General features: G+C 50.2%; 15 protein-coding genes and 4 tRNA genes. 10 read left to right on the forward strand and 9 right to left on the reverse strand.

Annotated elements, in window-relative coordinates; all coding sequences use genetic code 11:
• A partial coding sequence (locus tag ACJHYW_RS08905) for a transposase (protein ID WP_001458536.1) occupies positions 1 to 219 on the forward strand: 219 nt, incomplete at its 5' end.
• Here ACJHYW_RS08905 and gltX read toward each other — a convergent pair.
• On the reverse strand, positions 220 to 1635 hold the full coding sequence (gltX, locus tag ACJHYW_RS08910; RefSeq protein WP_000695653.1) for a glutamate--tRNA ligase: 1416 nt from the start codon (positions 1633 to 1635) through the stop codon (positions 220 to 222).
• Positions 1636 to 1893: 258 nt separating this feature from the next.
• Here gltX and ACJHYW_RS08915 point away from each other — a divergent pair.
• The 4 genes from ACJHYW_RS08915 (at position 1894) to ACJHYW_RS08930 (ending at position 2291) form a co-directional block, all read left to right on the forward strand.
• Positions 1894 to 1969 (forward strand) — tRNA-Val (locus tag ACJHYW_RS08915).
• A 44-nt stretch (positions 1970 to 2013) separates the two neighbouring features.
• A tRNA-Val gene (locus ACJHYW_RS08920) sits at positions 2014 to 2089 on the forward strand.
• 46 nt (positions 2090 to 2135) lie between these two features.
• Positions 2136 to 2211, forward strand: a tRNA-Val gene (locus ACJHYW_RS08925).
• 4 nt (positions 2212 to 2215) lie between these two features.
• Positions 2216 to 2291 (forward strand) — tRNA-Lys (locus ACJHYW_RS08930).
• 110 nt (positions 2292 to 2401) lie between these two features.
• Here the strand turns inward: ACJHYW_RS08930 and xapR are convergent.
• The 4 genes from xapR to xapA are packed head-to-tail and all read right to left on the reverse strand — an operon-like array spanning position 2402 to position 5689.
• On the reverse strand, positions 2402 to 3286 hold the full coding sequence (gene xapR / locus ACJHYW_RS08935) for a DNA-binding transcriptional regulator XapR (protein WP_000442954.1): 885 nt from the start codon (positions 3284 to 3286) through the stop codon (positions 2402 to 2404).
• Positions 3287 to 3327: 41 nt separating this feature from the next.
• Positions 3328 to 3486, reverse strand: a complete 159-nt coding sequence (locus ACJHYW_RS08940) for a DUF1427 family protein (RefSeq protein WP_000651752.1) — start codon at positions 3484 to 3486, stop codon at positions 3328 to 3330.
• Between the two features lie 52 nt (positions 3487 to 3538).
• Positions 3539 to 4795, reverse strand: coding sequence for a xanthosine/proton symporter XapB (gene xapB, locus ACJHYW_RS08945; RefSeq protein ID WP_000020390.1), 1257 nt, complete (start codon positions 4793 to 4795; stop codon positions 3539 to 3541).
• Between the two features lie 60 nt (positions 4796 to 4855).
• Positions 4856 to 5689, reverse strand: coding sequence for a xanthosine phosphorylase (gene xapA, locus ACJHYW_RS08950; RefSeq protein ID WP_000283878.1), 834 nt, complete (start codon positions 5687 to 5689; stop codon positions 4856 to 4858).
• Between the two features lie 248 nt (positions 5690 to 5937).
• On the opposite strand from xapA, the gene ACJHYW_RS08955 reads away from it, so the two are divergent.
• Entirely contained in the window at positions 5938 to 6702 is a 765-nt protein-coding gene (locus tag ACJHYW_RS08955; protein WP_000716368.1) for an outer membrane protein OmpK, read from the forward strand.
• Positions 6703 to 6739: 37 nt separating this feature from the next.
• Here ACJHYW_RS08955 and ACJHYW_RS08960 read toward each other — a convergent pair whose 3' ends face one another.
• Positions 6740 to 7666 (reverse strand): LysR family transcriptional regulator, encoded by a 927-nt coding sequence (locus ACJHYW_RS08960; protein WP_001109797.1) that lies wholly within the window; start codon positions 7664 to 7666, stop codon positions 6740 to 6742.
• 89 nt (positions 7667 to 7755) lie between these two features.
• On the opposite strand from ACJHYW_RS08960, the gene ACJHYW_RS08965 reads away from it, so the two are divergent.
• On the forward strand, positions 7756 to 8754 hold the full coding sequence (locus tag ACJHYW_RS08965; protein ID WP_000765604.1) for a bile acid:sodium symporter family protein: 999 nt from the start codon (positions 7756 to 7758) through the stop codon (positions 8752 to 8754).
• Here ACJHYW_RS08965 and ACJHYW_RS08970 read toward each other — a convergent pair.
• From ACJHYW_RS08970 to zipA, 3 genes are all read right to left on the reverse strand, one after another.
• Entirely contained in the window at positions 8751 to 8969 is a 219-nt protein-coding gene (locus ACJHYW_RS08970; protein ID WP_000410202.1) for a DUF3820 family protein, read from the reverse strand. The two genes, ACJHYW_RS08965 and ACJHYW_RS08970, sit on opposite strands and share 4 nt — an antisense overlap.
• Before the next feature lies 1 nt (position 8970).
• Positions 8971 to 10986 (reverse strand): NAD-dependent DNA ligase LigA, encoded by a 2016-nt coding sequence (gene ligA, locus ACJHYW_RS08975; protein ID WP_000443682.1) that lies wholly within the window; start codon positions 10984 to 10986, stop codon positions 8971 to 8973.
• A gap of 70 nt (positions 10987 to 11056) precedes the next feature.
• Positions 11057 to 12055 carry a cell division protein ZipA gene (gene zipA / locus ACJHYW_RS08980; RefSeq protein WP_001317975.1) on the reverse strand — a complete coding sequence of 333 codons (999 nt, stop codon included), beginning with the start codon at positions 12053 to 12055 and terminating at the stop codon, positions 11057 to 11059.
• 229 nt (positions 12056 to 12284) lie between these two features.
• On the opposite strand from zipA, the gene cysZ reads away from it, so the two are divergent.
• The 3 genes from cysZ (at position 12285) to ptsH (ending at position 14843) form a co-directional block, all read left to right on the forward strand.
• Positions 12285 to 13046: a sulfate transporter CysZ gene (gene cysZ, locus ACJHYW_RS08985; protein ID WP_000254839.1), complete on the forward strand. Its 762-nt coding sequence runs from the start codon at positions 12285 to 12287 to the stop codon at positions 13044 to 13046.
• Positions 13047 to 13230: 184 nt separating this feature from the next.
• A complete protein-coding gene (gene cysK, locus ACJHYW_RS08990) occupies positions 13231 to 14202 on the forward strand; it encodes a cysteine synthase A (RefSeq protein WP_000034402.1) in 972 nt (323 codons plus the stop codon).
• Positions 14203 to 14585: 383 nt separating this feature from the next.
• Positions 14586 to 14843, forward strand: a complete 258-nt coding sequence (ptsH, locus tag ACJHYW_RS08995; protein WP_000487600.1) for a phosphocarrier protein Hpr — start codon at positions 14586 to 14588, stop codon at positions 14841 to 14843.
• The last annotated feature ends 20 nt before the right edge of the window (positions 14844 to 14863 follow it).

Below are 14863 nucleotides of genomic sequence, written 5' to 3' on the forward strand. Positions count from 1 at the left end.
TACTACAAAGGCGTTTTGTGGAGTCCTGGCTATTTTGCCAGTAGCTGCGGAGGTGCGCCAATATCCGTCATCCGCCAATACATTGAACAACAGCAAACACCTGGTCAGGTGGAAAACCGCGCCTTATATCCCCGCCCTGAAGGACGGGGTTTTACGGCGCACCGGATAAATAAAAAACGGCAGGGGTATCTCTCCTGCCGTTTATCTTTTATGCGCTAATTACTGCTGATTTTCGCGTTCAGCAATAAAAGCCAGCGCTTTGTTGATACGCTCGATACTGCGGGTCTTACCGATTGCGTGAACGGTAACATCCAGCGCCGGAGACTGCCCCGCACCGGTTACGGCGACACGCAGCGGCATACCAACTTTACCCATACCCACTTCCAGCTCATCCGCCGTCGCCTGAATAGCGTGATGAACGTTTTCAGCGGTCCAGTCAGTAATCGCGGCCAGTTTGTCACGAACTACTTCCAGCGGCTGACGCGCTACTGGACGCAGATGTTTTTTCGCGGCGTCGGCATCGAACTCAGCAAAATCTTCGTAGAAATAACGGCAACTCTGTGCCATCTCTTTCAGCGTCTTGCAGCGTTCACCCAGTAGTTTCACCAGATCAGCCAGCTGCGGGCCGTTACGGGTATCGATATTTTCCTGCTCAATGTGCCACTGTAAGTGAGTAGCAACATACTCCGGCGGCAGCGCGTTAATGTAGTGATGGTTCAGCCACAGCAGCTTGTCGGTGTTGAACGCACTGGCAGATTTGCTGACGGCATTCAGAGTGAAGTATTTAATCATCTCTTCACGAGTGAAGATTTCCTGATCGCCGTGGGACCAGCCCAGACGCACCAGATAGTTCAGCAGTGCTTCTGGCAGATAACCATCATCACGATACTGCATTACGCTGACCGCCCCGTGACGTTTGGACAGTTTTTTACCGTCATCGCCGTTGATCATAGAAACGTGCGCGTAAACCGGTACCGGCGCTTTCAGGGCTTTAAGAATGTTGATCTGGCGCGGCGTGTTGTTGATATGGTCTTCGCCACGGATAACATGGGTGATTTCCATATCCCAGTCATCAACAACCACACAGAAGTTATAGGTTGGGGAACCATCGGTACGGCGAATGATCAGATCATCCAACTCCTGGTTGCTGAACTCAATCGGGCCACGGATCTGATCGTCAAAAACAACAGAACCTTCCTGCGGGTTAGCAAAACGTACAACGCACGGTTCATCATCAGCATGATGCTCATGGCTGTGGCGGCAGCGACCGTCATAACGCGGCTTCTCACCTTTCGCCATTTGCTCTTCGCGCAGCGCTTCCAGGCGCTCTTTAGAGCAATAGCATTTATAAGCTGTGCCCTCTTCCAGCATCTGATCGATCACCGCGTTGTAGCGATCAAAACGTTTGGTCTGGTAGTACGGACCTTCATCCCACTCCAGGCTCAGCCAGTTCATGCCATCCATAATGGCTTCGATAGCTTCCGGCGTGGAACGCTCAAGATCGGTGTCTTCAATACGCAGCACGAACTCACCGCCGTGGTTACGTGCAAAAAGCCAGGAGTAAAGAGCAGTACGCGCGCCGCCAACGTGCAGATAGCCTGTTGGGCTTGGCGCGAAGCGAGTTTTGATTTTCATGAAATGGCCTTACGTTTAGAAAGATGCCGACAACCGGCAAATCCTGGAAAAATTGAGTGGGCGATATTCTATCACTCCCGCCTGATTCCTCAATGTAGTTCGGGTTGCAACCTTACGCATTATTGTTTTCGTTGACAAATTGCGCAACACGGTCTGTTTTGCGATCATCTTGCTTAAATTTACGACGAACGAACAATTTCTTTAGAAAATGCGTTGACTCATTTTGAACTCTCCCTATAATGCGACTCCACACAGCGGGGGTGATTAGCTCAGCTGGGAGAGCACCTCCCTTACAAGGAGGGGGTCGGCGGTTCGATCCCGTCATCACCCACCAACTACTTTATGTAGTCTCCGCCGTGTAGCAAGAAATTGAGAAGTGGGTGATTAGCTCAGCTGGGAGAGCACCTCCCTTACAAGGAGGGGGTCGGCGGTTCGATCCCGTCATCACCCACCACTTTCTCGCCAGCTAGATTTCTTGTAAAAATGTGAAGTACCGAAGTGGGTGATTAGCTCAGCTGGGAGAGCACCTCCCTTACAAGGAGGGGGTCGGCGGTTCGATCCCGTCATCACCCACCACTTCGGGTCGTTAGCTCAGTTGGTAGAGCAGTTGACTTTTAATCAATTGGTCGCAGGTTCGAATCCTGCACGACCCACCAATGTAAAAAAGCGCCCTAAAGGCGCTTTTTTGCTATCTGCAATTTGCGAAATTGCCTGATGCGCTTCGCTTATCAGACCAACTATGTCCGGCAGTTCCCGTGCCTCTCATCTACTGCGCCAACGCCGCCAGCAGTTTAACCAGTGCGGGCGTCACCTGCTGCGTTTCATAAACAATATATAAGTCTGCCGGGATGCGTTCTTTGAGCGGACGGAATATGACACCTGGCCAGTTCATCTGCGCGTAGCTGTCCGCTATCAATGTGATACCAATACCCATACTGACCATGGCGAGTACCGTTTGCGGTTCATTAACTTCGCGAATAACAACCGGTGAAAATCCCACCTGCTGGCAAACTCGCTGCAAAAAATCCCAGTCAGTGTACACGGGCGGCATTGTAACGAAATACTCGTCACGTAGCGCTTCCAGCGGGACGGTGGAAAATGATGAGAGATGATGCTCTTCAGGCATCGCCACCAGAAACGCCGATTCATGCAACCGTAAGCTGGTAAAACCAGTCGGTGGTTCTGTCGCCATTCGCCAGATCCCGGCATCAAGTTCGCGGCGTTCCAGCAAGGCCATTTGCATCGCGGGCATCTTTTCGCGAAACAGAACTTCAACGTTAGGGTTTTCTCTAAGGAATCGCCGCATAACCGGGCGCATCCGTCCCCACATTGCCGTTCCCACAACCCCGAGTTCAATCCGCCCTGCTTCTCCCCGACCTATTTGTTCAACCCGAGCCAATACATTATTTGCATTCACCAGCAATCGACGCGATTCTTCCATCAAGATTTTGCCCGCGTGTGTCAGTACGACGCTGCGCGAATGGCGAATAAAAAGCTGCGTGCCGAGTTGATTTTCCAGCTCTTTAATATGAATACTGAGCGGAGGCTGAGACATATTTAAACGCGCTGCTGCGCGACCAAAATGCAACTCTTCCGCTACGGCAAGAAAATAACGGAGCAACTTAAGATCTGTTCTATATACGCGTTCCATAATTAAGTGCTCCATATAAAAAAATATATCGTATTAAATTATCATGGCATAAAGTATTTCACCACCAGATATCCGACATACATAAACACGATGGATAATATACCCGGCAATACATTTGGAACAGGAATAGGTAATCGCACGATTGTAAACAAAGCACCAATGCCAAAACCAACGCCAGAAGAAAATAAAATATCTTTCACTAATTAACCTTTATCATAAAAGCAGCCCCAAGGAACAGAGCTGCGAATCCTTTTAATGTGTAACTGAACGATGCGTTATCTTTTCAGGGTCATGGTTATATTTAAACCCAAAGAAAAATATCACTGCGAGGAAAAGAGCATACCCTGCAAACATCAGCCAAATGGTATGCCAATCTTTTACGCCATCCACCGAGAAGTAATCCACTGCCATACCGCTCAGAATCGAGCCAACCCATGCGCCGACGCCATTTACCATCGTCATAAAAAGGCCCTGGGCGCTGGCACGAATGCTGGAATCAACTTCCTGTTCGACAAAGACCGAACCAGAAATATTGAAGAAATCGAATGCACAACCGTAAACAATCATCGACAGCAGCAACAAAATAAACCCGGTTGGTGATGGGTCGCCATAGGCAAAGAAGCCAAAGCGCAGCGTCCACGCCACCATACTCATCAGCATGACGGTTTTAATACCGAAACGCTTCAAAAAGAACGGTATCGTCAGAATGAAACCGACTTCAGCCATCTGTGAAACTGACAGTAAAATGGACGGGTATTTCACCACGAAGCTATCAGCAAACTCAGGATTACGGGCGAAATCATGCAGGAACGGGTTGCCAAAAACGTTGGTAATTTGCAGCACCGCACCCAGCATCATGGCGAAGAGGAAAAAGATAGCCATGCGTGGATTTTTAAACAGCACGAAGGCATCCAGGCCCAGCTTGCTGGCAAGCGATGTAGTCGCTTTTTTCTCCGCAACCGGAATCTTCGGCAAAGTCAGCGCATAAGCCGACAGCAGCAATGACGCACCGGACGCGATATACAGTTGCAGACTACTCAATTCCAGATGCAGCAGGCTTACTGCCCACATGGCGACAATGAACCCCACCGTACCAAAAACGCGAATGGGCGGGAAAGCGGTCACCGGGTCAAGCCCTGCCTGGGCAAGACAGGAATAAGAGACGCTGTTCGATAACGCAATAGTCGGCATAAACGCCATCGCATTGACTAACATCACCCAAAACATCATATCCGGATCAGTTACGGATGCCGCATAAAAAAGTACGCCCGCACACACCAGGTGACACAGCATGTATGCACGTTCTGCACGCAGCCATTTGTCTGCGATGATCCCCATTATACCAGGCATAATAATCGCGGCGATCCCTTTGGAACTGTAAACCATGCCAACATTAGCGCCGGTGAAATGAAGGGTATTAATCATGTAAGAACCGAGGGTAACCAGCCAGCTCCCCCAGATAAAATATTGCAAAAAGGACATTACCTTTAAGCGCAAAGCGATGCTCATAATCGTTTCCTTGTCGCATCATATGGCCTCACTCAGTGAGGCCGTTTATTGTTGTTTTACTCAGGCAATTTTGCGCAGAAAGCCGCAAATAAGATTAATAAAGTTTTGCTTTGAGAGTTCCGCTGCTGCCAGCGTTTGGGCATGAGAAAGCTTCACGTCACTCAGACCTTCCGCCATGTTGGTAATCGCAGAGACCGCAACGACTTTAAGTTCGCAATGGCGAGCTGAAATAACCTCAGGCACCACAGACATACCAACAACATCCCCACCAATAATTTGCATCATGCGAATTTCCGCCGCAGTCTCGAAATTCGGCCCCGGATATGAGACGAACACGCCCTCCGTCAGAGGGAACCCCTCTTCTTTCGCCACTTTTTGTAACAGTGCGCGGTATTCCGCATCGTAGGCATTCGCCAGCGAGAAGAAGCGCTCACCAAAACGTTCATCATTAAGACCCACCATCGGCGTTCCCGGCATGGTGTTGATGTGATCTTTCAATGCGACCAGACTGCCGGCCCCCACTTCAGGACGCAGTGAGCCAGCCGCATTAGTGCAGAACAGCAACTCGCAGCCCAGCAACTTAAAGGTACGGATTGCATCCGTCATGATGGTCATCCCACGACCTTCGTAGAAATGTCCGCGACCTTTCATGCACGCCACTGGCACCCCCTGGAGATAACCCAGCACCAGCTCACCCGCATGGCCATGTACGGTACTTACCGGGAACCCAGGCAGCTTTTCGTAGGAAATTGCGACCGCGTTCTCAATCTGATCGGCCAGCGCGCCCAGCCCGGAACCTAAAATAAAGGCCACTCGTGGCGTGAAATCAGGTTTATAAGTCTTGATAATATCTACGCAATACAGTGGGTTATGAGAAAACTGAGCCTGATACATATATATCCTTTTTTTGTAGGGTGGAATCTAACGCCTTTTTATAACGAGATTGCCCTACCTCATACCAATACACTTTTTTCATGTATCCGATAGTTATTCGATATCGATATATTTATATTTTTTCACTATTAATAGGCGGAAAAAACTGTATTGGTACTCTCCTTTCCATTGCATTAACAATAAGCCGCTTTTAATCAACCTTTTTATTAAGCAATCAACTAATAACGATCGGCATAGGGAATTATGCTATGAAAAAACATCTTTTTACTCTGACACTCTCTTCTGTATTGGCGATACCAGCAGTATCCCATGCAGAATTTAAAGGCGGTTTTGCTGATATAGGTATTCATTATCTTGACTGGACTAGCAGAACCACTGAGAAATCGTCGACCAAATCACACAAAGATGATTTTGGATATCTGGAACTGGAAGGCGGCGCTAACTTTAGTTGGGGAGAAATGTACGGGTTCTTCGACTGGGAAAACTTTTATAATGATCGTCATGATAAACCGGGTAGCGAGCAGCGTTATACATTTAAAAATACCAACCGTATTTACCTGGGTGACACCGGATTTAATCTCTACTTGCATGCGTATGGCACCTACGGTTCTGCGAATCGTGTGAATTTCCATGACGATATGTTCCTTTACGGGATCGGCTACAATTTCACCGGCAGCGGTTGGTGGTTCAAACCGTTCTTTGCAAAACGCTATACAGACCAAACCTATTATACCGGCGATAACGGTTATGTCGCCGGTTGGGTTGCAGGTTACAGCTTTATGCTGGGCAGTGAGAAATTCACCCTCACCAACTGGAACGAATACGAGTTTGATCGTGATGCCACCTACGCGGCAGGTAATGGCGGCAAAGAAGGTCTGAACGGTGCCGTCGCACTTTGGTGGAATGTAACTTCACACATCACCACAGGGATTCAGTATCGTTATGCGGATGACAAACTGGGCGAAGATTTTTACCAGGATGCAATAATCTACTCCATCAAATTTAACTTCTGATTGATTACTGCCGGAACTCCCGGCAGTATGAATAGCTCTATATCTGATACAGCGGATCCCCTTCCCGCCCAGCCATTAGCGCACGGCCCTGGCCTCGTACCACGTCCCATAACGCTTGTGCGGCGGTGGAAAGTGAACGGTTCTTCCTGCGCACCAGCATCAACTGGCGTTCAACCACCGGCGTAATGCGCTTTACCACCAGTGGGCTACCTTCAGGCAATGGTAGCGCCAGTGCGGGAAGAATACTGATGCCGATGCCTGCGGCTACCATCGGGAACAGCGTCGCCGGATGTCCAATCTCCTGCACAATATTCGCCTGAATACCGTTGCGCGCCAGTGCTGCATCAATCAGCGGTCGGCTGCCTGACGCGTAATCCTGCAACACCAATTTCGCTCCCTGTAATGCCTGCCAGGGTACATAATCTTCCACGGCCAAAGCGCTATCGCGATGGCAAAGCAGAAAGAAAGGCTCGGAAAGAATCGCTTCACATTGCAGATCGCCCACTGGGCCTGGATCGATGACGATGCCAAAATCGACATCTCCCTGGCGAATACTTTCCATCACCCACTGCTGCGGACGATCGTGCAGGACAAACTGAATATCGGGATAGCGGCGATGGCTTTCAGCAATGCATTGCGGAATAAGATGCGCGGAAATGGTCTGGCTGGCAGCGACCCGAACTTTTCCGCTCAGTTGTTGCCCCATACGCCCGGTATCGCGCAACGTGCTGTTAAGTTCATCCAGCAGTCGCTCAAGACGCAAAGCCAACTGCTGCCCTGCATCTGTAAGCACCACTTCACGCGTGGTTCTGTCCAGCAGGCGAACACCAGTATGATTTTCCAGCTCCTTCACACTGTGACTCACTGCCGACTGGCTCAGGCCGATACGCTCTCCTGCACGACTAAAACTTTTCTCCTGCGCTACTGTGACGAAAACCTTTAATTGTTTTAAAGAATAATTCATCTGTTTTCTTCATGAATGGATGCAATAAATCAATTTTATTTCTCAAACTGGAAGAAGCACAATAGAACCATCGATCATCTGGAGTCTTTATGAAACTTTTTCGTATCCTCGATCCTTTCACCTTAACCCTGATCACGGTGGTGTTGCTGGCCTCTTTCTTTCCGGCCAGGGGCGATTTCGTTCCCTTCTTTGAAAATCTGACTACCGCAGCCATTGCTCTGCTGTTCTTTATGCACGGCGCGAAGTTATCGCGAGAAGCCATTATTGCAGGCGGTGGTCATTGGCGACTGCATTTATGGGTGATGTGTAGCACCTTCGTGCTGTTCCCAATTTTGGGCGTGCTGTTTGCCTGGTGGAAACCGGTAAATGTCGACCCGATGCTCTATTCCGGTTTTCTCTACTTGTGCATTCTTCCTGCTACCGTGCAGTCTGCAATCGCCTTCACGTCAATGGCGGGCGGTAACGTCGCGGCGGCGGTTTGTTCTGCGTCAGCATCCAGCCTGCTGGGGATTTTCCTTTCACCATTGCTGGTTGGTCTGGTGATGAATGTTCACGGTGCAGGGGGGAGCCTTGAGCAGGTCGGTAAAATTATGCTGCAACTGTTGCTGCCATTTGTGTTGGGGCATCTTTCCCGGCCGTGGATTGGTGACTGGGTGTCGCGTAATAAAAAATGGATTGCGAAAACTGACCAGACGTCCATTCTGTTGGTGGTTTATACGGCATTCAGCGAAGCCGTCGTTAACGGTATCTGGCACAAAGTTGGCTGGGGATCATTGCTGTTTATCGTGGTGGTCAGTTGCGTTCTTCTGGCTATCGTGATTGTAGTTAACGTCTTTATGGCACGCCGACTGGGCTTCAATAAGGCAGATGAAATTACTATCGTCTTTTGTGGTTCGAAAAAGAGTCTGGCAAATGGCATCCCGATGGCAAACATTCTTTTCCCCACATCGGTGATCGGTATGATGGTGCTGCCTCTGATGATTTTCCATCAGATCCAATTGATGGTCTGTGCGGTGCTGGCGCGTCGATACAAACGCCAGACCGAACAGTTACAGGCGCAGCAGGAAAGCAGCGCCGATAAAGCTTAAAGTGTGCGTTTCAGGGGCTGGACCAGTTGCGTCAGCCCCTCGGTTTTAATCAGCAGCGTGATTTGCATTAGCTCACCGAGCTTCCCTGCCGGGAACTCATCTTTGCGGGCAAACCACAGAAGATACTCCTCCGGCAGGTCGATTAAGCGACGCCCTTTGTATTTGCCAAACGGCATTATCGTATTGGCTATTTCAATCAGCTGCTCTTTTTCCATCTCAGCTACCCAGCAAACGCAGCATTTCCGCTTCGTCGATGACTTCAATGCCCAGTTCCTGCGCCTTCGCCAGTTTAGATCCTGCAGCTTCACCCGCTATCACCAGATCGGTTTTCTTCGACACGCTGCCCGCGACTTTCGCCCCCAGTTCGACCAGTCGAGCTTTAGCGTCATCACGCGACATCTGGCTTAAGCTGCCCGTAAGCACCACGGTTTTACCAGCAAACGGACTGTCAATCTCTTCCGCATTGATAACGATCGGCTCAGGCCAGTGAACACCTTCCGCCAACAGCGCGCTGATGACATTGCGGTTGCTTTCTTCGGCAAAGAAGTTGTGAACGTGGGAGGCAACGACAATACCAACATCAGGTACCTTTTGCAGCTCTTCAATCGAAGCGGCTTCCAGCGCTTCCAGCGTGCCGAAATATGCCGCCAGACCTGCTGCGGTGGCCTCGCCGACTTCACGGATGCCAAGTGCATAGAGGAAGCGAGCAAAGGTGGTTTCTTTCGCTTTTTCCAGCGCGTTAACCACGTTTTGTGCCGATTTTGGCCCCATACGCTCCAGTCCGGTCAGTTTGCCTGCGGTGAGTTTGAACAGATCCGCCGGAGTGTGGACATATTCTTTTTCAACCAGCTGATCGATGATTTTGTCGCCCATTCCGTCAACATCCATCGCACGGCGGGAAACAAAGTGTTTCAGCGACTCTTTACGCTGCGCACCGCAAATCAGGCCACCGGTACAGCGGGCAACCGCTTCACCTTCCACACGCTCAACGTCAGAACCACATACCGGACAATGCGTCGGGAATACAACCTCACGGGTATCTTCCGGGCGTTCAGAAAGCACGACGTTAACCACCTGCGGGATCACGTCGCCAGCGCGGCGAATCACCACTTTATCGCCAATGCGTAAACCAAGACGTTCGATTTCATCCGCATTGTGTAAGGTTGCGTTACTCACCAGCACGCCAGCAACATGGACAGGTTCCAGACGCGCAACAGGCGTAATCGCGCCAGTACGCCCAACCTGAAACTCGACGTCACGCACAAAGGTCATCTGTTCCTGCGCCGGGAATTTAAACGCTACCGCCCAGCGCGGGGCACGCGCGACAAAGCCAAGCTGCTCCTGCTGTGCCAGTGAGTTGACTTTAATCACCACGCCGTCGATATCAAAGCCCAGCGTCGGGCGGTCTTCTTCCACTTTGTGATAGAACGCCAGCACTTCTTCCGCCGATTCACAAAGCGTTACCCGATCGCTGACCGGCAACCCCCACTTTTTAAATTGCAGTAAGCGGCCAAGATGAGTATCCGGCAGCTCGCCACCTTCCAGAACACCAACGCCGTAGCAGAAAAAAGTGAGCGGTCGCTTCGCTGTAATACGCGGATCAAGCTGACGCAGTGAACCAGCTGCCGCATTACGTGGGTTAGCAAACACTTTCCCGCCCGTGCGTCGCGCATCTTCGTTAATCTTTTCGAACCCCGCCTGCGGCAGGAACACTTCACCACGCACTTCCAGACGCGCCGGGATATTCTCTCCGTGTAGCTTCAGCGGAATGGCGCGAATAGTACGCACATTAGACGTGATATCTTCCCCGGTGGTGCCATCGCCACGGGTCGCGGCACTGACTAAAACACCATTTTCATACAGAATACTGACGGCAAGACCATCCAGCTTCAGCTCACAGCACCAGGTGACTTTCTCGTTGCTTTTCAGACGGTCCTGCACTCGTTTGTTGAAGGCAAGAAAGCTTTCTTCATCAAAAACGTTATCCAGCGACAGCATTGGCACTTCATGGCGGATCTGGCTGAAAGCCGCCAGCGGCGCAGCACCTACACGTTGGGTAGGCGAATCAGGCGTAATCAGTTCTGGATGTTTGGTTTCCAGCTCGCGCAGTTCGCGCATCAACCTGTCGTATTCCGCGTCGGGAATTTCCGGCGCATCCATCACATGATAAAGATATTCATGATGGCGAAGCGTCGTTCGCAGTTCTGTCAGTTGTTGTTCGATTGATTCCATATCGCACCATCAATGCTAAAAACCCCCGACAAGCGGGGGTTCGAAAAGGAGTTAATTTGCCTTAAGTGTATCAGGCGTTGGCGTCTTTGACTTCGCGGATGATGTCCTGGTACTCGCGCAATTTCTGCGGAGTCATCATACGGCGCTGATCGTCAAGCACTACACCGCCCACTTCATCGGCAATATGCTGCGCAGATTGCAGCATCAGCTTGAAGTTCTGCAGCTCGTCACCGTAAGACGGTACCTGCATAAAGATAGTGACACCCGGAGTAGTGAAATCCTTCATTTCAGGATCAAAGGTTCCCGGTTTCACCATATTCGCCAGGCTAAATAACGCCGGGCCGCTGCCATCCGGGCTAAGATGACGATGGTAAATATTCATATCGCCAAAAATGAAGCCCGCTTGTTGAATGCTGTTAAGAAGCAGTTCACCGTTTAACTCGCTACCGTGATGCGCCGCGACGTTCATGATAATCACCGCTTCTTTGCGCTTCGGTTTATCCATAACTGGAGCCGGTTCCGCTACAGGCTCAGGCTGTGGTGCCGCTACAGGCTCTGCAGGCTGGAAAGCCTGTTGTGCCGGTTGCGGTGCTGAATGCACTGGCTGCGGCGCTGATGCGACCTGTGGCGAAACTGGCTGCTGCAACGGCTGTTCAGGCTGCGGCTGATAGGCAGGCTGCTGCACGGGTTGCTGCACCGGCTGCGCTGGACGCGGAGCATGTTGCGGCGGTACCTGAGCTTCAGGCGGCTGCTGGACCGGTTGACGCGGCTGCGCAGACGCATAAGGCGGTTGGTACTGGTGTTGCGGCGACGGACGAGCAGCCTCATGCTCCTGGGCGTTAGCCGGGGCATGATTCACGCGGTGAACTCGAACCTCACCAACGCCCTCATCATCTTCGACATCCTCGTCATAAGAATCGTCGTCACGTTTTGACTTCATTCGTTTTAATGGCCGATCGCGGAACATAGAAGATCGTTCTTTACGGCTGGTCCAGAAACCATGTACCAGTAAAGCGATTATGGCGATCGCGCCAACAATGATTAATATCAGACGCAAATCCTGCATCATTATATTCTCTGTTGTTCTAACACCTTGCCACCACGGCAAACATTTACTCACTAAGAGTATTTGCCGATTACCTCAAGTGCAAGTGCACTATTAACTTTCACAGCACAAAGATAGATGAAATCGTGCTTTTTGCTGTTTTTTCGAACATATCCTAACTGTCCATTGCGCAATTACCCGGTAAAATACGCAGAATTTTCCTGGGATTGGTCAAAAGGAGCTCATCCTGATTATGGTTTCATCATTCACATCTGCCCCACGCAGCGGTTTTTACTATTTTGCGCAAGGCTGGAAGCTCGTCTCGCAACCTGGGATTCGGCGTTTCGTTATTTTACCGCTGCTGGTCAATATTTTGTTGATGGGGGGCGCATTCTGGTGGCTATTTACGCAGCTCGATGTCTGGATCCCGACGCTCATGAGTTATGTTCCGGACTGGTTACAATGGCTGAGCTATCTGTTGTGGCCTCTGGCTGTCATCTCTGTGCTGTTAGTGTTTGGCTATTTCTTCTCAACGATTGCTAACTGGATTGCCGCTCCGTTCAATGGTTTATTGGCTGAACAACTGGAAGCACGATTGACTGGCGCTACACCGCCAGATACCGGGATTTTCGGTATCATGAAAGATGTGCCGCGAATCATGAAACGCGAATGGCAAAAATTTGCCTGGTATCTGCCGCGCGCAATTGTATTGCTAATTCTTTACTTCATCCCTGGTATTGGGCAAACCGTCGCGCCGGTACTATGGTTCCTGTTTAGCGCCTGGATGTTAGCCATCCAGTATTGCGATTACCCCTTCGATAACCACAAAGTGCCGTTTAAAGAGATGCGCACCGCCCTGCGCACACGCAAAATCACCAATATGCAGTTTGGTGCTTTAACCAGCCTGTTTACGATGATCCCGTTGCTTAATCTGTTCATCATGCCCGTTGCCGTTTGTGGTGCGACGGCGATGTGGGTCGATTGCTATCGCGATAAACACGCCATGTGGCGGTAACAATCTACCGGTTATTTTGTAAACCGCTTGTGTGAAACAGGGGTGGCTTATGCCGCCCCTTATTCCATCTTGCATGTCATTATTTCCCTTCTGCATATAGATATGCTAAATCCTTACTTCCGCATATTCTCTGAGCGGGTATGCTACCTGTTGTATCCCAATTTCATACAGTTAAGGACAGGCCATGAGTAAGATTTTTGAAGATAACTCGCTGACTATCGGTCACACGCCGCTGGTTCGCCTGAATCGCATCGGTAACGGACGCATTCTGGCGAAGGTGGAATCTCGTAACCCCAGCTTCAGCGTTAAGTGCCGTATCGGTGCCAACATGATTTGGGATGCCGAAAAGCGCGGCGTGCTGAAACCAGGCGTTGAACTGGTTGAACCAACCAGCGGTAATACCGGGATTGCACTGGCCTATGTCGCTGCCGCTCGCGGTTACAAACTTACCCTGACCATGCCAGAAACCATGAGTATTGAACGCCGCAAGCTGCTGAAAGCGTTAGGTGCAAACCTGGTGCTGACCGAAGGTGCTAAAGGCATGAAAGGCGCAATCCAAAAAGCAGAAGAAATTGTCGCCAGCAATCCAGAGAAATACCTGCTGCTGCAACAATTCAGCAATCCGGCAAACCCTGAAATTCACGAAAAAACCACCGGTCCGGAGATCTGGGAAGATACCGACGGTCAGGTTGATGTATTTATTGCTGGCGTTGGGACTGGCGGTACGCTGACTGGCGTCAGCCGCTACATTAAAGGCACCAAAGGCAAGACCGATCTTATCTCTGTCGCCGTTGAGCCAACCGATTCTCCAGTTATCGCCCAGGCGCTGGCAGGTGAAGAGATTAAACCTGGCCCGCATAAAATTCAGGGTATTGGCGCTGGTTTTATCCCGGCTAACCTCGATCTCAAGCTGGTCGACAAAGTCATTGGCATCACCAATGAAGAAGCCATTTCTACCGCACGTCGTCTGATGGAAGAAGAAGGTATTCTTGCTGGTATCTCTTCTGGAGCAGCTGTTGCCGCGGCGTTGAAACTACAAGAAGATGAAAGCTTTACCAACAAGAATATTGTGGTTATTCTACCATCATCGGGTGAGCGTTATTTAAGCACCGCATTGTTTGCCGATCTCTTCACTGAGAAAGAACTGCAACAGTAATGCCAGCTTGTTAAAAATGCGTAAAAAAGCACCTTTTCAGGTGCTTTTTTGTGGCCTGCTTCAAACTTTCGCCCCTCCTGGCATTGATTCAGCCTGTCGGAACTGGTATTTAACCAGACTAATTATTTTGATGCGCGAAATTAATCGTTACAGGAAAAGCCAAAGCTGAATCGATTTTATGATTTGGTTCAATTCTTCCTTTAGCGGCATAATGTTTAATGACGTACGAAACGTCAGCGGTCAACACCCGCCAGCAATGGACTGTATTGCGCTCTTCGTGCGTCGCGTCTGTTAAAAACTGGCGCTAACAATACAGGCTAAAGTCGAACCGCCAGGCTAGACTTTAGTTCCACAACACTAAACCTATAAGTTGGGGAAATACAATGTTCCAGCAAGAAGTTACCATTACCGCTCCGAACGGTCTGCACACCCGCCCTGCTGCCCAGTTTGTAAAAGAAGCTAAGGGCTTCACTTCTGAAATTACTGTGACTTCCAACGGCAAAAGCGCCAGCGCGAAAAGCCTGTTTAAACTGCAGACTCTGGGCCTGACTCAAGGTACCGTTGTGACTATCTCCGCAGAAGGCGAAGACGAGCAGAAAGCGGTTGAACATCTGGTTAAACTGATGGCGGAACTCGAGTAATTTCCCGGGTTCTTTTAAAA

The organism is Escherichia sp. WS3063, assembly GCF_046486595.1.
GTDB classification, from domain to species: domain Bacteria; phylum Pseudomonadota; class Gammaproteobacteria; order Enterobacterales; family Enterobacteriaceae; genus Escherichia; species Escherichia coli.